The 17,012-nt window shown below is 64.5% G+C and carries 18 protein-coding genes; 12 read left to right on the top strand and 6 right to left on the bottom strand.

The features are described from left to right. Positions 1–76 precede the first annotated feature (76 nt). Positions 77–367, bottom strand: a complete 291-nt coding sequence (locus tag QRQ56_RS14655) for a 4a-hydroxytetrahydrobiopterin dehydratase (protein WP_438740969.1) — start codon at positions 365–367, stop codon at positions 77–79. A gap of 152 nt (positions 368–519) precedes the next feature. Here QRQ56_RS14655 and QRQ56_RS14650 point away from each other — a divergent pair, with 152 nt between their 5' ends. From QRQ56_RS14650 to QRQ56_RS14640, 3 genes are all read left to right on the top strand, one after another. Beyond that, positions 520–1,965 (top strand): TAXI family TRAP transporter solute-binding subunit, encoded by a 1,446-nt coding sequence (locus tag QRQ56_RS14650; RefSeq protein WP_438740968.1) that lies wholly within the window; start codon positions 520–522, stop codon positions 1,963–1,965. Between the two features lie 187 nt (positions 1,966–2,152). Continuing rightward, positions 2,153–3,688: an alkaline phosphatase D family protein gene (locus tag QRQ56_RS14645; protein WP_438740966.1), complete on the top strand. Its 1,536-nt coding sequence runs from the start codon at positions 2,153–2,155 to the stop codon at positions 3,686–3,688. Positions 3,689–3,797: 109 nt separating this feature from the next. Continuing rightward, on the top strand, positions 3,798–4,511 hold the full coding sequence (locus QRQ56_RS14640; RefSeq protein WP_438740964.1) for a hypothetical protein: 714 nt from the start codon (positions 3,798–3,800) through the stop codon (positions 4,509–4,511). A 4-nt stretch (positions 4,512–4,515) separates the two neighbouring features. Here the strand turns inward: QRQ56_RS14640 and QRQ56_RS14635 are convergent, their stop codons facing one another. Beyond that, entirely contained in the window at positions 4,516–4,896 is a 381-nt protein-coding gene (locus QRQ56_RS14635; protein ID WP_438740963.1) for a response regulator, read from the bottom strand. Between the two features lie 182 nt (positions 4,897–5,078). Between QRQ56_RS14635 and QRQ56_RS14630 the strand changes: the two genes are divergently transcribed. The 7 genes from QRQ56_RS14630 (at position 5,079) to QRQ56_RS14600 (ending at position 12,292) form a co-directional block, all read left to right on the top strand. Beyond that, on the top strand, positions 5,079–5,843 hold the full coding sequence (locus tag QRQ56_RS14630; protein ID WP_438740961.1) for a Crp/Fnr family transcriptional regulator: 765 nt from the start codon (positions 5,079–5,081) through the stop codon (positions 5,841–5,843). 207 nt (positions 5,844–6,050) lie between these two features. Continuing rightward, entirely contained in the window at positions 6,051–6,767 is a 717-nt protein-coding gene (locus tag QRQ56_RS14625; RefSeq protein ID WP_438740959.1) for a prolipoprotein diacylglyceryl transferase family protein, read from the top strand. After that, positions 6,764–8,209, top strand: a complete 1,446-nt coding sequence (locus tag QRQ56_RS14620) for a radical SAM protein (RefSeq protein WP_438740958.1) — start codon at positions 6,764–6,766, stop codon at positions 8,207–8,209. The genes QRQ56_RS14625 and QRQ56_RS14620 overlap by 4 nt, the downstream gene beginning before the upstream one ends. Continuing rightward, entirely contained in the window at positions 8,206–8,478 is a 273-nt protein-coding gene (locus tag QRQ56_RS14615) for a hypothetical protein (RefSeq protein ID WP_438740955.1), read from the top strand. Before QRQ56_RS14620 ends, QRQ56_RS14615 begins: the two co-directional genes overlap by 4 nt. After that, complete coding sequence (locus QRQ56_RS14610; protein ID WP_438740953.1) at positions 8,475–8,765, top strand: hypothetical protein; 291 nt, start codon at positions 8,475–8,477, stop codon at positions 8,763–8,765. The genes QRQ56_RS14615 and QRQ56_RS14610 overlap by 4 nt, the downstream gene beginning before the upstream one ends. 238 nt (positions 8,766–9,003) lie before the next feature. Then, positions 9,004–10,830, top strand: a complete 1,827-nt coding sequence (gene typA / locus QRQ56_RS14605; RefSeq protein WP_438740951.1) for a translational GTPase TypA — start codon at positions 9,004–9,006, stop codon at positions 10,828–10,830. 214 nt (positions 10,831–11,044) lie between these two features. Further along, the gene (locus tag QRQ56_RS14600; protein ID WP_438740949.1) at positions 11,045–12,292 is read left to right on the top strand and encodes a flavin monoamine oxidase family protein; all 1,248 of its coding nucleotides are present in this window, start codon (positions 11,045–11,047) and stop codon (positions 12,290–12,292) included. 108 nt (positions 12,293–12,400) lie between these two features. On the opposite strand, the gene QRQ56_RS14595 is transcribed toward QRQ56_RS14600, so the two are convergent. From QRQ56_RS14595 to QRQ56_RS14580, 4 genes are read right to left on the bottom strand one after another with little or no spacing between them, the layout of a single operon-like run. Further along, positions 12,401–12,808, bottom strand: coding sequence for a thiol-disulfide oxidoreductase DCC family protein (locus QRQ56_RS14595; protein ID WP_438740946.1), 408 nt, complete (start codon positions 12,806–12,808; stop codon positions 12,401–12,403). After that, complete coding sequence (locus tag QRQ56_RS14590) at positions 12,808–14,127, bottom strand: SDR family oxidoreductase (RefSeq protein ID WP_438740945.1); 1,320 nt, start codon at positions 14,125–14,127, stop codon at positions 12,808–12,810. The genes QRQ56_RS14595 and QRQ56_RS14590 overlap by 1 nt, the downstream gene beginning before the upstream one ends. A gap of 8 nt (positions 14,128–14,135) precedes the next feature. Further along, the gene (locus tag QRQ56_RS14585) at positions 14,136–14,603 is read right to left on the bottom strand and encodes a DUF2269 family protein (RefSeq protein WP_438740943.1); all 468 of its coding nucleotides are present in this window, start codon (positions 14,601–14,603) and stop codon (positions 14,136–14,138) included. Next, positions 14,600–15,499, bottom strand: a complete 900-nt coding sequence (locus QRQ56_RS14580) for an alpha/beta hydrolase family protein (protein WP_438740941.1) — start codon at positions 15,497–15,499, stop codon at positions 14,600–14,602. Before QRQ56_RS14580 ends, QRQ56_RS14585 begins: the two co-directional genes overlap by 4 nt. A 262-nt stretch (positions 15,500–15,761) precedes the next feature. On the opposite strand from QRQ56_RS14580, the gene QRQ56_RS14575 reads away from it, so the two are divergent. Both QRQ56_RS14575 and ppa read left to right on the top strand, forming a co-directional pair. Next, entirely contained in the window at positions 15,762–16,271 is a 510-nt protein-coding gene (locus QRQ56_RS14575; RefSeq protein WP_018318962.1) for a GNAT family N-acetyltransferase, read from the top strand. Positions 16,272–16,448: 177 nt separating this feature from the next. After that, positions 16,449–16,988, top strand: coding sequence for an inorganic diphosphatase (gene ppa, locus QRQ56_RS14570; protein WP_438740938.1), 540 nt, complete (start codon positions 16,449–16,451; stop codon positions 16,986–16,988). Positions 16,989–17,012 lie beyond the last annotated feature (24 nt).

The raw sequence follows: 17,012 nt of genomic DNA, 5'->3' as shown, positions 1-17,012 counted from the left end.
CGAGGCGGCGGATCGCCGCATCCCGGCTGATCACAAGATGGGGATGTGACCGGTCCCTGCAAGACGCCAGCCGGCCTCAGCCAGCGATCGCGTTCATCGCCTTGGCCAGCGTCACGTCGAGCGCCGTGACGCCGCCGGCGTCGTGGGTCGACAGCACCACCTCCACCGTCTTGTAGACGTTGCGCCATTCGGGATGGTGATCCATCTTCTCGGCGACCAGCGCGACGCGGCTCATGAAACCGAACGCCTCGTTGAAATCCTTGAAGATAAAGGTTTTGGCGATGGCGTCCCGGCCCGGAACGACACTCCAGCCCGATAGTCCGCCCAGCGCCTGCGCGCGCGCCTCCGCCGAAAGCCGTTCTGCCATGGTCCTCTCCGTCCTTCAGGGGAACTTTACCCTAACACCCGGCATACAGTCCGGGTTCATACGGGATTTCGGTCATCCGCTAACCATGACGGAGATGTAACCCCGCCAGACAAGAAATTTGCTACACTTGCGGGCGTAAATCGCCGGCCAAGATGAAACCGAACCTGAAACGCCTGTTTGGGAGATCGATGACCGGGGGATTGGACCTGGCCGAAGCGCCCCCTCCGCCTTCGCCGCGATCCGCGGCGCGGAAGACGGCATTGGTGTCGCTTGCATTCGTGCTCGCCATCATCGGCGCACTCGCCGGTGGCTATTACTTCGCGATGCGGCCGGTGACGCTGAAGATCGCGGTCGGACCCGCCAACAGCGATGACGTCAAGGTCGTGCAGGCGCTGACGCAAGCTTTTACGCAGCACAAGAGCCAGATCCGGCTGCGGCCAATCCAGACCGACGGCGCTACGGCCAGCGCCGATGCCCTTGCGGAAGGCAAGGTCGATCTCGCCATCGTGCGCGGCGACCTCGACGTGCCCAAGAACGCGCAAGCGGTCGCCACCCTGCGCAAGAACGTCGTGGTGCTGTGGTCCGTCCCGGGCAAAGGCAAGAAGCGCGGCTCCAAGATCACCAAGATCTCGCAGCTCGCCGGCCACCGCGTCGGCGTGGTCGGTCGCACTCAGGCCAACGTCAATCTGCTCAAGGTGATCCTGCAGCAATACGGCGTCGATCCCGCCAAGGTCGAGATCGTGCAGTTCCCGGCCAACGAAGTTGCCGAGGCGATCAAGGGCCAGAAGGCCGACGTCTATCTCGCGGCCGGCCCCGTCAACAGCAAGATCACGGCGGATGCGATCGCCGCCACCACCAAGGATTTCGGCGCGCCCAGCTTCATTGCGATCGATTCGGCGGACGCGATCGCGCAGAACCATCCGGTCTACGAAGCATCCGAGATTCCCGCCGGCACCTATGGTGGCTCGCCGGCCCGCCCGGAGGACGAGGTCAAGACTGTCAGCTTCTCGCACCACATCGTGGCACGCAAAGGCGTGTCCGAGACCACCATCGCGGCGTTCACGCGCCAGCTGTTCGCCGTGCGCCAGCAATTGGTGACGGAGTTCCCGCTCGCGGCGAAGATCGAAACGCCTGACACCGACAAGGACGCGGTGATCCCGGTGCATCCCGGCGCCGCCGCCTTCGTCGACGGCGAAGAAAAGACCTTCCTCGACAAGTACAGCGATTACATCTGGTGGAGCCTGATGGCGCTCTCCGCCATGGGCTCGATCGGCGCCTGGTTCGCCGGCTACCTGAAAAAGGACGAGCGCGACAACAACAGCCATCTGCGCGAGCGGCTGCTGGACATGATCGCTACCGCGCGCAAGAGCGAGACGACCGAAGAGCTCGACCAGATGCAGGCCGAGGCCGACGAGATCCTGCGCGATACACTGCGCTGCTTCGATCACGGCGCGATCGAGGAAGGTTCGCTCACCGCCTTCAACATCGCCTTGGATCAATTCCACGCAGCCGTCGCCGACCGCAAGGCGGTGCTGTTCAGCCTGCCGCAGAACCTGCAACGCGCGAGCGCGCAATTCCGGGCCGCGGGCAGCGCCTGAGCACCGGCGCGCGTAATCGCTGCGTCACATTGCCTCAATATAGCTTCCGCCGTCATTCCGGGGCGCGCCCTTGGCGCGAACCCGGAATCCATCGAGCGGCGTTCGCGAGGAGACATGGATTCCGGGCTCGCGCTACGCGCGCCCCGGAATGACGGGCCCTTCTGCGAGCCGAGATTCGGAGCCAGCCATGACCTTCACCTTCTCCCGCCGCCGCTTCCTCGCCACCGGCGCCGGCGCGCTTGGCACGATGGCAATGCCTTATCTGTCGCGCGCGGCCGATCGGCCGGCGGTCACGCATGGCGTCCAGTCGGGCGACGTCACGGCTGACGGCGGCATGGTGTGGGCGCGCACCGACCGGCCCGCGCAGATGCTGGTCGAGGTGGCGACGACGGACACGTTCAGGGATGTCCGTGCGCTGCCGCCGATTGCAGCGCTCCCCGAAAGCGATTTCACCGCGAAAATGCTGCTGGAGAACCTGCCGGGCAGCCAGGACATCTTCTACCGGGTCCGCTTCCGCGACCTCTCGCACAACGCGATCGAGGGCGAGCCGGTCGTCGGCCGCTTCCGCACCGCGCCGGCCGACCGCCGCGATGTCAGCTTCGTCTGGGGCGGGGACGTTGCCGGCCAGGGCTGGGGCATCAACCCCGACGACGGCGGCATGGTCAGCTTTTCCACCATGCGCAAGCACCGGCCGGATTTCTTCCTGCATTCGGGCGACACCATCTACGCGGACGTCCCCATTGCATCTGAGGTGAAGCTCGCCGACGGCAGCATCTGGAAGAACGTCACCATCCCCGAGAAGGCCAAGGTCGCCGAAACGCTGGACGAGTTTCGCGCCGCGCACAAATACAATCTGACCGACGACAATGTCCGCGCCTTCAATGCCGAGGTGCCGATCTTCGTGCAGTGGGACGACCACGAGGTGACCAACAACTGGTCGGCGTCCAAGGAGCTGCCGGCGACCTATCGGGAGCGCGACATCGCGCTGCTCGCCGCGCGCGGCGCGCGCGCCTTCCACGAAATGTATCCGATGCGCGAAAGCATCGACGAGCCGGGCCGGGTCTATCGCCGGATTCCCTACGGCCCGCATCTCGACGTGTTCATGCTCGACGAGCGCAGCTATCGCGGTCCGAACGGACCCAATCTCGAGACCGCCTATGGTCCCGCCAGTCATTTCCTCGGCCCGGACCAGATCGCCTGGCTCAAGCGCGGCCTGCTCAACTCGCGCGCGACGTGGAAGGTGATCGCTTCCGACATGCCGCTCAGCCTCGTCGTGGCGGATGCCGGCGGTTCGGAAGCCTTCGCGCAAGGCGATGGTCCGGCGCGCGGCCGCGAGTTCGAGATCGCCGACATCCTGCGCTTCATCAAGACGGCACCGATCAGCAACACGGTGTGGCTGACGGCGGACGTGCACTACGCCGCCGCGCATTATTACGATCCGAACAAGGCACAATTCCAGGAGTTCGAGCCGTTCTGGGAATTCGTCGCGGGTCCGCTGCATGCGGGCACGTTCGGTCCAGCCGCGCTCGACAACACGTTTGGTCCAGAAGTGCGCTTCGTCAAGGCGCCGGGCAAGGACAACCAGAACCTGCCGCCCTCCGCCGGCATGCAGTTCTTCGGTCACGTCAAGATCGACGGCGCCTCCGGCCAGATGACCGTGACCCTGCGCGACCGCGCCGACGTCGCATTGTGGTCAACCACGCTCGATCCGAAACGTACCTAAGGCAAACGGAGGCGGATGGCGATGAACCATCCGGCCGGCCCGAACGACCATTGCAGGGCCGCGCATTTTCGCTGGCCCGATATCGTCCGAGCCGTTTTCGAGTTGATCCGTGCTGTTCAGCCGTCGAACCATCGTCGTCGCACTCCTGCTGAGTGCAGCGTCCCCCACATGGGCGCAGAGCCAGGACAGGGCGACATTGGTGCGCGAGGCCTTTGCATCGCCTTATGGCAAGGCGCTGACCGCCGAGCTCGGCAAGGCGTTGCGCGCGAGCGCCGATCCCGCATGCCTGACTGAAAAGGGGCTCGCGGCCGAGCAGCTCGAGCCGCGCGGCCGCGACATCATCCTTTCATGGGGCACGCGCATGCTCGAAAGCACGGGCGCTCTCATCGACCAGCAAAATGCCGCCAATCCGTTTCCCGGTGCTGCCGAGCGGGAACGCCTCGAACGAAACGCAGACGTCAAACGGTTTCTCGCGATCGAACAGCCGATGCGACAGGCCAAGGTCCTCGATCTCGTCTTCGAGCATTTCGATCGCTACGTCCTGATCAGCGGGATCAAGCTCGGCGCGGTCTCGCCGGTTGCGACCGGCAACAAGGAATTGCTCGATCGCAATCCGATCGAGGCGACCGAAGACGCGCTGGAGCAATTCGCCGCGAAATCAAGATCGTCCGCGCTGAAGCGCTTCCTGCAATTGTCGGAGCAAGCGGCACTCGCGCGGCGCGCCGCGACCAGCAAGGTCTCATCGCCGCCGCCGCTTCCGCATACCTATTTCCGCGGCGTCGAAAACGACCTCGCCGCGCTCTGCATCCGCACCGGCAAGTGAGACGTCAGGCACCGCCCGTACGCAACGCCGCCTCCAGCGCGTCGCTCGAGCAGGGCTTCTGCAAACGCGGCTGACCGGAGAATTCGGCTGGGATGCGCGCCTCGGCCCCATAGCCGGTGACGAAGACGAACGGGATCTTCAGCGCCACCAGCCGCTCGGCCACCGCAAAGCTCGTTTCGCGGATCAGCTCGACATCGAGCAGGGCGAAGTCGGGCGCATGTTGCGCGATGGCATCCAGCGCCTGCGCCACCGACCCGACGGACCGCACGCTGGTCACCCCGAAGCCGATCAGCCGGTCCTCGAAATCGATCGCGATGATCGGGTCGTCCTCGACGATCAGGACGTTGGCCGGCCGGCCGGAGCCATCGGGTGGTGCGGATGCCATGATCACATCTTCAATGTGGGGGTTTGCGGATCAGGACTGCCGCGACACGATGCCTGCGTGCAGCGCACCGGAGGGTTCCCGGAACGAAACCCACCACATCGCCGTTCCTCAGTCTGTCCACTTGTACACACAACAGCAGGACGGAACCCGCTAAGGTCGGAGGGAGGATGGGGGAGTTCACGATGGATGCGCGTATCGGCAAGGCAAACGAGGTCGAAAGCCGGCCGGCCAACAATTTGTTGCGGCGCTTGAGCCAGGCGGATTACGCCATGCTCGCACCGCACGTGACCGTCGAAAGTGCCGCCGCCAACCAGTTGCTTTACAGCCCCGGCGACGACGTCCAGGTGGTCCATTTCCCCTGCGGACCGGCGCTCGCGACATTTCTGGTCCCCAACGAGGACGGCCGCGACGTCGAAACCATCCTGGTCGGCCGCGAAGGCGCGGTGGGCGGCATCGTCAGCGAGGGTTTCCTGCCGGCCTATACCCGGATCTGCGTCAAGTTCGGCGGGCCGTTTGCGCGCATTCACGTCGCCAAGCTGGAGGCCGCCAAGCTGCGCTCGGCGTCGCTACGCAACATCTTCGCCCGCTATGCCGACTGCATGCTGGCGCAGATCTTCCAGTCGACCGCCTGCAACGCGATCCACTCGATCGAGCAGCGAACCGCCAAATGGATCCTGGCGGCGATGGAGCGAACCGGCGACGAGAGCAGCGTGCCGCTCACCCACGAACAGCTTGCGACGCTGCTCGGCGTTGGCCGCAGCTATGCGAGCCGCGTGCTGCAGTCGTTCAAGGCCGAACGGATTCTCGATACGAGGCGCGGATCGATCCTCGTTCTCAACCGCGACGGCCTGAAGCTTCGCGCCTGCCTGTGCAACGATGCCGTGAAGATGCACTTCGAGGAAGTATTACGCGGCGTCTATCCGACCGAAGAGCGAGAGGCCGGGTAGCGGCTCTTGCTTCCTTCTCCCCCTGTGGGAGAAGGTGGCGCGAAGCGCCGGATGAGGGGTTCTATCCAAGAGTTCGTCTGCCGAGAGAGACCCCTCACCCCAATGAGCCCTTGTCTGCGAGCGGTGAGGCCCTCTCCCACAAGGGGAGAGGGCACGGCAATGCGCAGCGCGCTTTTCTGAACATGGTCGTGCTATATTCTGCCCCGCATGAGCGGGGCTTTTCTTCACACCGTCTTCGACATCCTGGCATGGCTGGCCGCGGCCGGCGCCGTCTGGTGGCTGTCGCGACAGCGGCTGCAGTTTCCGGCGCAATCCTTCCAGATGCCCTATATCGCCGCGCTGGTGTTCGGCGCCGGCCTCGGCGCCTATCTGTTCGGCTCCGCCAATCTGTGGCTGTCGGGGCAGAGCGGCATCGCGCGCTCGGTCGAGGGCGCGCTGGCCGGCGGCATCGTGGCGATCGAGCTCTACAAATGGACGGCCGGCATCACCTTGCGCACCGGCGCGCGGTTCGCGCTGCCGCTGGCCGTCGGCATCGCGATCGGCCGGCTCGGCTGCTATTTCGCGGGCCTCGACGACTTCACCTACGGCACGCCGACGACGCTGCCTTTCGGCCACGATTTCGGCGACGGCGTTCTGCGCCATCCCGTCCAGCTCTATGAGAGCGCGGCGATGGCCGTATTCGCGCTTGCCTATGTGCTGGCGGTCGTGAACCGGAACGCGTTCACGATCACCAATGGTTTCTACCTCGCGCTCGCCTATTATGGAGCGCAGCGCTTCCTGTGGGAATTCCTCAAGCCCTACGGCGCACTGCTCGGCCCGCTCACCCTGTTTCATGTGCTGTCGCTGTCTATTCTGCTCTACGCCGGCGTCATGCTGGCGACAGCCCCCAAAGCGAGACGCCTGCAAAGCGAGTTACTTGCATGAATGCGCCGTTGCGTAGATCGCGTCCCTATATCTTCTGGGGCCAGACCCAATCCCTGTGCGAGATCTGCCTGAAGCTCGTGCCGACCAAGATCCAGATCCAGGACAACGAGGTCTGGTACGAAAAGCGCTGCAAAGAGCACGGCGTCCAGTCGACGCTGGTGTCGACGGATGCCGCCTACTGGCGCCTGTGCAAGGATTTCATCAAACCCGGCGACCGGCCGCTGCAATTCCAGCACCGCACCGAGTTCGGCTGCCCCTATGATTGCGGCCTCTGCCCTGATCACGAGCAGCATTCCTGCCTGGCGCTGATCGAGATCACCGAACACTGCAATCTCACTTGCCCGGTCTGCTTCGCCGAATCCTCGCCGGCGCGAACAAAATTCACCCCGCTCGCCACCATCGAGAAGATGTTGGACGCGCTGGTCGCCAGCGAGGGCGAGCCTGATCTGGTGCAGATTTCCGGGGGCGAGCCGACCCTGCACCCGGATTTCTTCGCGATCCTGGATGCCGTGCGCGCCCGCCCGATCCGCCACGTCATGATCAACACCAACGGCCTGCGCATCGCGCGCGAGAAGGATTTCGTGGCGCGGCTCGCCGAGAACAAGCGCGGCCTCGAGGTCTATCTCCAGTTCGATTCGCTGCAGCGCGACGCGCTGGTCAATCTCCGCGGCGCAGATCTGCGCAGGATTCGCCAGCAGGCGCTGGAGAATCTCGAGCAATTCGGCGTGTCGACCACGCTGGTCGCCACCATCAAGCGCGGCGTCAACGATGCCGAGATCGGCGACATCGTTCGCCATGCCCTCACCTGGAAGTGCGTGCGCGGCGTCACGCTGCAGCCGGTGCAGGATGCCGGCCGCAACGACGATTTCGACGAGAAGACCGACCGCATCATGCTGTCGGAGATCCGCAAGCACGTGATCGAGACCGGCGTGTTCGGCGACAAGGACATGATCCCGCTGCCCTGCAATCCCGAAAGCATCTCGATCGGCTACGGCCTGCGCAACGGCGAGAAGGTGCTGCCGCTGACCTCGCTGATCCCGCAGGAGCAACTGATCGCGGTGATGCCCAACACCATCAGCCCAGAGAAATATCCGGTGCTACGGGAAAAGTTCGTCGATCTGTTCTCGCTGTCGTCGGGGCCACTCAACACCTCCGAGCGCGTCTGCGAATTGCTGTGCTGCCTGCCGAGCTTCCAGGTGCCGGACGGGCTGTCTTACGAGAACGTCTTCCGCGTCACCATCGTGCAGTTTCTCGACCGCTTCAATTTCTGCGTCGGCAACGTCAAGCGCAGCTGCATCCATTTCGTGACGGAAGCAGGCGCGATCATTCCGTTCGACACCTACAATCTGTTCTACCGCAACGGAAAGATCGACGGCATCCGCGCCGCGCTGGCCGGGCAGACCTATCAGGACGTGGAGGCGGGCGAGGAGGTGCCGCGGTGAGCGACGACGGCACAACGCCGCCCGCACCGAAGCCGCCGCTTCCAGATGCGGATGCTTTTCCGACAGCGCCGCCACTACGTAGCGGTTGCGCAACGGCTTTCATGGTGGTCGGCGGACTGTTGCTGCTATTACCGGGCATGTGCTTCCTGGCCGTGGGAGGCAACTCTTCCGGTTTAGCGCTGATCGGATTGGTCCTGCTCTGCGCCGCCGCTGCCTTGTTACTTTCCGCCGCGATCAGAAAATGGGGATTGGGGCCACCGCCATCATGAGCAATCCTGACAACCAGCAGCCGCCTTCGGCCCTGCCGCCGCCTCCGCCGCCCGTGCCACGCAGCGGGTGCCTCACCGCGTTCATGGTGATCTCGGGCATCATCCTGCTGCTGCCCGGCCTGTGCGCGGTCCTGTTCGGGGGAATCTCGATATCCGACACCGGCCGGGTCGATGCCGACATCGCGCCGCTGGTCTTTCTGGGTCTGGTCGTCGGGATAGGCGGCGGCGCCCTGATCTGGGCGGCCATCAGGGGGCGAAAGGCCCCGCCAATTCGGAACGACAGCTAAGCCCCGGGGATTCCCGGACAAAATTCGGTCAACCAACCGGCAAAGAACACATTGTTTTTTGGCTGTTTTTGCATATATTGCGCCGCAACGCATAGGGTGCCCGGTCGATATGGCCGGGTTTCCTTTTTGGGCGGAAAGCGCCCCGTTTCCAGTCTTCCAGCGTTGTTTCGAGAAGAGGTCCCGGTCTGACCGGCGAGATCGCGCTTAACCCATTGTTCGACCGCAAAGAAGCTCACTCATGAACCTTCGCAACATCGCCATCATCGCCCACGTCGACCACGGCAAGACGACCCTCGTCGACAAGCTGCTGCAGCAATCCGGCACCTATCGCGACAACCAGAAGGTCGCCGAGCGCGCCATGGACTCCAACGATCTGGAGCGTGAGCGCGGCATCACCATTCTGGCCAAGTGCACCTCGGTGACCTGGGAAGGCACCCAGATCAACATCGTCGACACCCCCGGCCACGCCGATTTCGGCGGCGAGGTCGAGCGCATCCTGTCGATGGTCGACGGCGTGATCGTGCTGGTCGACGCCGCTGAAGGCCCGATGCCGCAGACCAAATTCGTGGTCGGCAAGGCGCTCAAGCTCGGCCTGAAGCCGATCGTCGCCATCAACAAGGTCGATCGTCCTGACGCGCGGATCTCCGAAGTCGTCAACGAGGTGTTCGACCTGTTCGCGGCGCTCGACGCCACCGACGAGCAGCTCGACTTCCCGATTCTCTACGGCTCGGGCAAGAACGGCTGGATGGCGAACTCGCCCGACGCCTCCCACGATGTCGGCATGAAGCCGCTGTTCGAGCTCGTGCTCAAGCATGTGGCGCCGCCGGTGGTCGAGGAAGGCCCGTTCCGCCTGCTCGGCACGATTCTCGAGGCCAACCCCTATCTCGGCCGCATCATCACCGGCCGCATTTCGTCGGGCACCGTGAAGCCGAACCAATCCGTCAAGGTGCTGTCGCGCGACGGCAAGCTGGTGGAAACCGGCCGCATCAGCAAGATCCTGGCGTTCCGTGGCCTTGAGCGTCAGCCGGTCGAGATCGCCGAGGCCGGCGACATCGTCGCCATCGCCGGACTGCCCAAGGGCACCGTGGCCGACACCTTCTGCGACCCCACAGTCGAGACCCCGATCCAGGCTCAGCCGATCGATCCGCCGACCGTGTCGATGTCGTTCATCGTCAACAACTCGCCGCTCGCCGGCACCGAGGGCGACAAGGTCACCAGCCGCCTGATCCGCGACCGCCTGCTGCGCGAGGCCGAAGGCAACGTCGCGCTGCGCGTCGTCGAGTCCCAGGACAAGGACGCGATGGAAGTATCCGGCCGCGGCGAATTGCAGCTCGCGATTTTGATCGAGACGATGCGCCGCGAGGGCTTCGAGCTCTCGGTGTCGCGTCCGCGCGTCGTGTTCCAGAAGGACGAAGCCACCGGCCAGACCCTCGAGCCGATCGAGGAGGTCGTGATCGACGTCGACGAGGAGCATTCCGGCGTCGTCGTGCAGAAGATGAGCGAGCGCAAGTCCGAGCTGATCGAGATGAAGCCGTCCGGCGGCAACCGCCTGCGCCTGGTGTTCTACGCGCCGACCCGCGGCCTGATCGGCTATCAGGGCGAGCTGATGACCGATACCAAGGGCACGGCGATCATGAACCGCCTGTTCCACAACTATCTGCCGTACAAGGGCGCGATCCAGGGCCGCCGCAACGGCGTGCTGATCTCGAACGACCAGGGCGAGTCGGTGGCCTATGCCATGTTCAAGCTGGAAGACCGCGGCCCGATGATGATCGAGCCGGGCTGGAAGGTCTATCGCGGCATGATCGTCGGCGAGCACACCCGCGACAACGATCTCGAGATCAACGTTCTCAAGGGCAAGCAGCTCACCAACATCCGCACGACCTCGAAGGACGAGGCTGTGCGCCTGACCCCGCCGATCCGCATGACGCTGGAAAAGGCGCTGGCCTATATCGAGGACGACGAGCTCGTCGAGATCACCCCGAAGTCGATCCGCCTGCGCAAGAAGCACCTCGATCCGAACGAGCGCAAGCGCGCGGAAAAGGCCAAGGAAGCGGTGGCGTAAGGCCACCGCGCACCCCGGTGCCGTAGGGTGGGCAAAGCGCAAGCGTGCCCACCAATCGACTGTCATTCCCCGCGAAGGCGGGGAGTCCAGTACGCCGCGGCTTCTCGGTTTAATCATTGCCGTCTCGGGGTACTGGATCGCCCGCCTGCGCGGGCGATGACACTTCCCCTGGTGATACCTTTAGCGCGTTTCACAGACGTGCTAGAGCCCGCCCATGACTTCCCTGCCCTCCTCCGTCGATGTCGCGATCATCGGCGCCGGTGCAGCCGGCCTTGGCGCAGCGCATGCGCTGGCTGGCTCCGGTCTCTCGGTGATCGTGCTGGAGGCGCGCAATCGGCTCGGCGGCCGCGCCTGGACCGTGCAGGCCTCGCCTGAGGTGACCTTCGACGTCGGCTGCGGCTGGCTGCATTCGGCCGACAAGAACTCCTTCGTTACGATCGCAAGACAGCTCGGTTTCGAGCTCAACACGGACCTGCCGCCATGGCGCGAGCGCGCTTATGGCAATGCATTTCCGCAAAGCGAGCGCGACGATTTCACGCGCGCGATGGACGCGTTCTACGAGCGCCTCTGGCAGGCCGCGCAGACGGGCAAGGACGAGCCCGCGAGCCTGAGTCTCGAGCCGGGCAATCGCTGGAATCTTATGATCGACGCGGTCTCGACCTACATCAACGGCTGCGAACTCAAGGACATGTCCACGCTCGACTGGGACGCCTATGAGGACAGCGAGCTCAACTGGCGCGTCCGACGCGGCTACGGCGCGCTCGTTGCGGCCTATGGCGCGCCCTGCCCGGTCGCGCTGAACTGCGAGGTCACGCTGATCGACCATTCGGGCAAGCGCATCCGCATCGAGACATCGCAGGGCACGCTGACCGCCGGCAAGGTGATCGTCACCGTGCCGACCAACCTGATCGCTGACGAGACAATCCGCTTCTCACCACCCCTGCCGTCCAAGGTCGACGCGGCAGCCGGCCTGCCGCTCGGCGCCGACGACAAGGTGACGCTGGCGCTCGCCGATGCCGAAGCCTACCCGAAGGAAGGTAATCTGCGCGGCGCCACCATGCGCACGGAGATGGGCACCTATCACATCCGCCCGTTCGGCCAGCCCTGCATCGAAGGCTTTTTCGGAGGCAGCTTTGCGCGCGAATTGGAGGAGACCGGCGACGGCGCGATTGCCGCGCACGCCATCAGCGAGATCGCGAGCTTTCTCGGCAACGACATCCGCCGCAAGCTGAAGCCGCTTTATGAATCCCGATGGGCGCACGATCCGTTCGCGCGAGGATCCTATTCGCATGCGCTGCCCGGCCACGCCGGCGATCGCGCCGTGCTGGCGGCGCAGGTGGATGCGCGGCTGTTCTTCGCGGGAGAGGCGACGTCGCCGGAGTTCTTCACGACGGCGCATGGGGCAAGGGACAGCGGCGAGCGGGCGGCGAAGGAAGTGCTGGGGGCTTTGGGAAAGCTGTAACCGCAAACTCCGTCATTGCGAGGAGCCCTTGCGACGAAGCAATCCAAAATCCCTCCGCGGAGACACTCTGGATTGCTTCGTCGCTTTGCTCCTCGCAATGACGGTTCGCTATTCGATCACCCGGGCCCGTAAATCCGCATCCGGCACAAAGCACGCGTCATACTTGCCGAAGATGCGATAGCGATTGCGCGCGACGAGGCTGTAGACGGCATTGCGTAGGGGCTTCGGCACCGCGAATAGCGCACGCACCCAGCCCCAGCCGGGAAGCAGCGACAGCACGGTCAGCGCAGCGTCAGACTTCATGAATACTTCGCCGCCGTGGACCACCGCGTTGGTGTCGGGATCATCGGGATCGATCCCGAAGGTGCGCGCGAGCTTTGCGCCATAATCCGACTGGATCGGCGTGAACCGAAACCGCTTCGCCGTATCGCGCTTGGCCACGAAGCGGACCCAGCGCGAGCAGAAGATGCAGACGCCGTCGAACAGGATTACGTCGTCATCGGGCCATTTGGGCATCAGCGATTATCCAACATCAGAAGTGCGACCAGCATCAGCACGATCGCGGGCCCAGTCTTCACCAGCGCGCCGAGCGGCTCGATCCAGAGGTCCGGCGTCAGAATCGCCGCCCCGAACATGTAGCCGAGGGAGGCCACCATCCCTGCAACGAGCCCGATCGCCGCGGTGCGGCGGAAGGCGATGAGGACGCCGATGCTCATATCCATCAGGCTGGTGCCGATCGTGACGGGATCGACCAGCGCCGGCGGAAAGTTGTGAGCCGTCAAAATGCCGGCGGCGGCGCGGTAGGACACGAACAGCGCGATGAAGCCGGAGACGAGCCAGAATGCGACCAGGCTCGCGAAGATCAGCGCCTTGATCAGGAACAGGCGCGCGAACCATTTGTCCTGGATGGTCGCGGGATGACGCCCGATCGCATCAGTCAGTGTCTTCGGGGTAATGCCAGTGGCGGCAGCCCACGCCGACGGATCGCCCGTCACGCCGCGGCGGAGCTCGGCGATGGCCGTGGAGCGCATCGGCGGCATCCAGCCGAGCATGTTGGCGAGATCACCGGTCTTCGCGCCGAGATCGAGCATGAAGCTCGGCATCGCGATGCGCCGCCAGCCGGCCGTGCCGAGCGCGGCCCGGAAATGCTCGATGAGGCCGCTCATGGTGACAGGCTCGGCTTGCATCAGATCCCAGCTCACCGCCCCCACCGAGTCATCCTCGATATCGCGCGCGGCGAGCCAGGCGATGGTCGCGGCGATGTCCTCGACCGCGACGGGCTGGAACGGCGTCGCCATCTCCTTGTCCGGCAGATCGACCGGAAAGGCCGCGAGTGCGCGCAGCATCGCGCTGCCGCCATAGGCGGACGGCGCGACGACGAAGCCGGGCCGCAGAATGGCGTAGGGAATGCCGGAGGCCGTGATCAGCCGCTCGGCTTCGCGCTTGGTCGTCGCAAAGGCGGTGCGGTCGGCCTCCGCGGCTCCGGGGATCGAGATGTGCACCAGGCGTGAGGCACGACCAGTGTCGCCGATTGCTTTCAGCAGGCGCGCGACGAAATCACGATGCACGGCGTTGGTGTCGCTGCCGGGACCGTCCTGAAGCACGCCAAGGCAGTTCACGACGACATCGACGGCGCGCTCCTGGAGCAATCGCGTCAGCGCGGCCCCATCGAGAGAGAGGATCGGCAGCTCGATATCCAGCGCGTTCGTCCTCTGCGCCGGCGACAGGCTGCGCGCCACACCGACCACGCGAAAGCCGCGTGCGCGGAGATCGTCGGTGACGAAGCGGCCGATCAGGCCGGAAGCGCCGAGCACCAAGATGGTTCGTTCAGCCATCACGTCTCTCAAAACGGTTTTGCGATCATCAGCCACAGGATCAACATCGTCGCACCGAAGCCGGGGAAGCCGAACGCGAACCAACGGCGAAAGAGGATGAAGTATCGCTCCGGCAAAGCCGCGTGCTGATCGGCGGCCTTGCGCGCGAGATCGCGCATCTCGATCTGCATGAACACCACGGGAATCCAGAACAGCCCGGCGACGGCGTAGAGCCCGAGCGAGGCGAGCAGCCAGCGCTCCGTGATCGGCGTTGCCGACAGCATCATCAACAAGCCGCCCGTCAATGGCTGGAGCAGCACGGCGGAGAGCGTGAAGATCGCGTCCGCGATCACCACGACCGATGCAGTACGTGCGATGAACGCCACGTCGTTCGTGCGATGCGCCATCAGCATGAAGAACGCAATACCCGTCCCGGTGCCGAGAATGACGACGGCGCCGAGCACATGCAGGAATTTGACCAGGAAATACGGCGTCATGGCTTCTTGGTCGCCATTGGCCGTGCCTGGTTCAGCGCTCGCGCAAGATCGCTGCCTGCGGCTTTGACGCCGGCCTCGGTCTCGATCATCCAATGCCCTTCGCTGCCGACGGCGGGCAGGATGCGGAAGTCCACCTTGCCGCCACCGCCGCGAAACGCATCAGCCAGGCTCTTGGAAAATGCCGGCGCGAAGTAGCTGTCATTGGTTGCGACGAGCCAGGTGACGGGAATGCGGGCCGCCTTGCCGAATTCCGCCGCAGCGCCACGAAGCGTATGCGGCGCGCAGATCCGGTTCGGCTCGTCATTGGCATGGCCGCCGCGCCCGGGCGCGAACACCGCAATCGCGGCGATCGCTTTCGGATCGGCATCGGCAAGCGCCAGCGCGCCCCAACCGCCGGCAGAATGGCCGATCACGACGGCGTCCTCCTTGCGAATGAAATCCTGCTTTCGCAAATGATCGAGCGCGAGCCGGATTTCCTCGGCGGTCGCACGGCCCGAGCGCGCATAGTCGGCCTCGTCGCATCCACCCTGGTCCTCGACATAGCGACCACCGGTCGCACCATGGCCGAGCCGCTCCGGCACCAGCACGGCAAATCCGCGCGCGACGAGATAGGCGGCGAGCGGGCGGTATTCCGGCTGCGGCATTTGCGCACGACGCAGCACGTTCTGCGTCGAGGCGTGCGCGATGACAGCAAGCCGGAACGGACCGGCGCCGGCGGGGCGAAACAGCAGGGCATGCGCTGCGATGCCGGTATCCGGCGACGGCACGCGCCACGCCTGCCGGCGAAACGGTTCGCCTTCCTCGCCCGATGCACCGAACGTGACCTGAGCGCACAGAGGCGGTGCGGTCAGCAGGGCCAGCAGAGACAGGAGCGCGAGGGTTTTGAGAAGCCGCATGAATTGCCGGAGGCGAGAACAGCGCCAATGAGACTACTCGGAACGAATCAGTATCGGCAGGCTTTCTGCGTCGTCATCGCCATCCAGTCGCTGCCGCAACGGAGTTTTGCACCGGCGCATGGCACGCCGGTGCCCTTCGAATTGGCGTATTGTCTTCTTTCGGTACAACATGGTTAAGAGACTGATGCACAAAGTCCACACGTTAACCGATAATTAACGATAGGTCTTGCCGCCGGCGCGGCGACTTGGTTTGATCACGCCCATGAGCACAACCCTGATCGAGGTCCGGCCGGCCAAAGCTGCAGATGCAACTGCGGTGGCGTCAACTCATGACGAAGCCTGGCGCTCCGCCTATCAGGGCATCATTCCCGGCGCCGAGCTGGAAAAGCTCATCAACCGCCGCGGTCCGCAATGGTGGGACAGCGCGATCCGCAAGGGCAGCCGCGTCAGCGTGCTCGTGTTCGGCGACAAGATCGCGGGCTATGCCAATTACGGTCGCAACCGCGCCCGCAGCCTGCATTTCGACGGCGAGATCTACGAACTTTACCTGCGCCCCGAATTCCAGGGCCTCGGCTTCGGCCGCCGCCTGTTCGCCTCCGCCCGCCGCGACCTGATGCAGAGCGGGCTGAAGAGCATGGTGGTGTGGGCGCTCTCGGACAACGACCCGGCGACGGAGTTTTACCGGGCACTGGGTGGCCGCATGGTGGCGCGCTCGTCGGAACGGTTCGGGCCGAAGTCGCTCGACAAGGTTGCCTTCGCCTGGACCAATTGAGCTGCTGAAAGCCAGATCGGCAGCCTTTACCTTCCGTCGATACCGCTGCCTTTGAGCCGGTGACTTCGGGATTCATTATTTCACAAAAACGCGATGGATCGGCGGGCCAAGCCCGCGTATGACAGCGCCAAAATCGCTGCCGGGCGCGATTTTACCTCGGCAACAACGGAGCCTTGAATGCGTATCGATGCGATCTCGATCGGGAAGAACGTCCCTCAGGAAGTCAACGTCCTCATCGAAGTCCCCGTGGGCGGTGAACCGATCAAGTACGAGATGGACAAGGAAGCCGGCACGCTGGTGGTCGACCGCTTCCTCTACACGCCGATGCGTTACCCCGGTAACTACGGCTTCATCCCGCACACCCTGTCGGATGACGGCGATCCCTGCGACGTCCTGATCGTCAACACCCGCGCCATCATTCCCGGCGCCGTCATGAGCGTGCGCCCGGTCGGCGTGCTGTTCATGGAAGACGAGGCCGGCGGCGACGAGAAGATTTTGGCGGTGCCCTCGTCGAAGCTGACGCAGCGCTACGACAAGGTGAAATCGTATTCCGACCTGCCCGACATCACGCTGCAGCAGATCCAGCACTTCTTCGAGCACTACAAGGATCTCGAGAAGGGTAAATGGGTGAAGATCCTGCGCTGGGGCGGCCCGGAGGACGCGCACAAGCTGATCCTCGAAGGCATGGATCGCGAGAAGAAAAACAAGAAGGGCTAGAATCCTGTGCCCCGGACGCAGCGC

Source organism: Bradyrhizobium sp. U531 (genome assembly GCF_051710265.1).
GTDB lineage: Bacteria > Pseudomonadota > Alphaproteobacteria > Rhizobiales > Xanthobacteraceae > Bradyrhizobium.
The sequence above is the reverse complement of the archived record's forward strand: the minus strand, read 5'-3'. Positions and strand labels throughout refer to the sequence as shown.

Excerpts from the sequence above, each read along its gene's own strand:
- QRQ56_RS14655 (WP_438740969.1), bottom strand. The coding sequence starts at position 367 with ATGGCAGAACGGCTTTCGGCGGAGGCGCGCGCGCAGGCGCTGGGCGGA.
- QRQ56_RS14650 (WP_438740968.1), top strand. The coding sequence starts at position 520 with ATGAAACCGAACCTGAAACGCCTGTTTGGGAGATCGATGACCGGGGGA.
- QRQ56_RS14645 (WP_438740966.1), top strand. The coding sequence starts at position 2,153 with ATGACCTTCACCTTCTCCCGCCGCCGCTTCCTCGCCACCGGCGCCGGC.
- QRQ56_RS14635 (WP_438740963.1), bottom strand. The coding sequence starts at position 4,896 with ATGGCATCCGCACCACCCGATGGCTCCGGCCGGCCGGCCAACGTCCTG.
- QRQ56_RS14630 (WP_438740961.1), top strand. The coding sequence starts at position 5,079 with ATGGATGCGCGTATCGGCAAGGCAAACGAGGTCGAAAGCCGGCCGGCC.
- QRQ56_RS14625 (WP_438740959.1), top strand. The coding sequence starts at position 6,051 with ATGAGCGGGGCTTTTCTTCACACCGTCTTCGACATCCTGGCATGGCTG.
- QRQ56_RS14620 (WP_438740958.1), top strand. The coding sequence starts at position 6,764 with ATGAATGCGCCGTTGCGTAGATCGCGTCCCTATATCTTCTGGGGCCAG.
- QRQ56_RS14610 (WP_438740953.1), top strand. The coding sequence starts at position 8,475 with ATGAGCAATCCTGACAACCAGCAGCCGCCTTCGGCCCTGCCGCCGCCT.
- typA (WP_438740951.1), top strand. The coding sequence starts at position 9,004 with ATGAACCTTCGCAACATCGCCATCATCGCCCACGTCGACCACGGCAAG.
- QRQ56_RS14600 (WP_438740949.1), top strand. The coding sequence starts at position 11,045 with ATGACTTCCCTGCCCTCCTCCGTCGATGTCGCGATCATCGGCGCCGGT.
- QRQ56_RS14595 (WP_438740946.1), bottom strand. The coding sequence starts at position 12,808 with ATGCCCAAATGGCCCGATGACGACGTAATCCTGTTCGACGGCGTCTGC.
- QRQ56_RS14590 (WP_438740945.1), bottom strand. The coding sequence starts at position 14,127 with ATGGCTGAACGAACCATCTTGGTGCTCGGCGCTTCCGGCCTGATCGGC.
- QRQ56_RS14585 (WP_438740943.1), bottom strand. The coding sequence starts at position 14,603 with ATGACGCCGTATTTCCTGGTCAAATTCCTGCATGTGCTCGGCGCCGTC.
- QRQ56_RS14580 (WP_438740941.1), bottom strand. The coding sequence starts at position 15,499 with ATGCGGCTTCTCAAAACCCTCGCGCTCCTGTCTCTGCTGGCCCTGCTG.
- QRQ56_RS14575 (WP_018318962.1), top strand. The coding sequence starts at position 15,762 with ATGAGCACAACCCTGATCGAGGTCCGGCCGGCCAAAGCTGCAGATGCA.
- ppa (WP_438740938.1), top strand. The coding sequence starts at position 16,449 with ATGCGTATCGATGCGATCTCGATCGGGAAGAACGTCCCTCAGGAAGTC.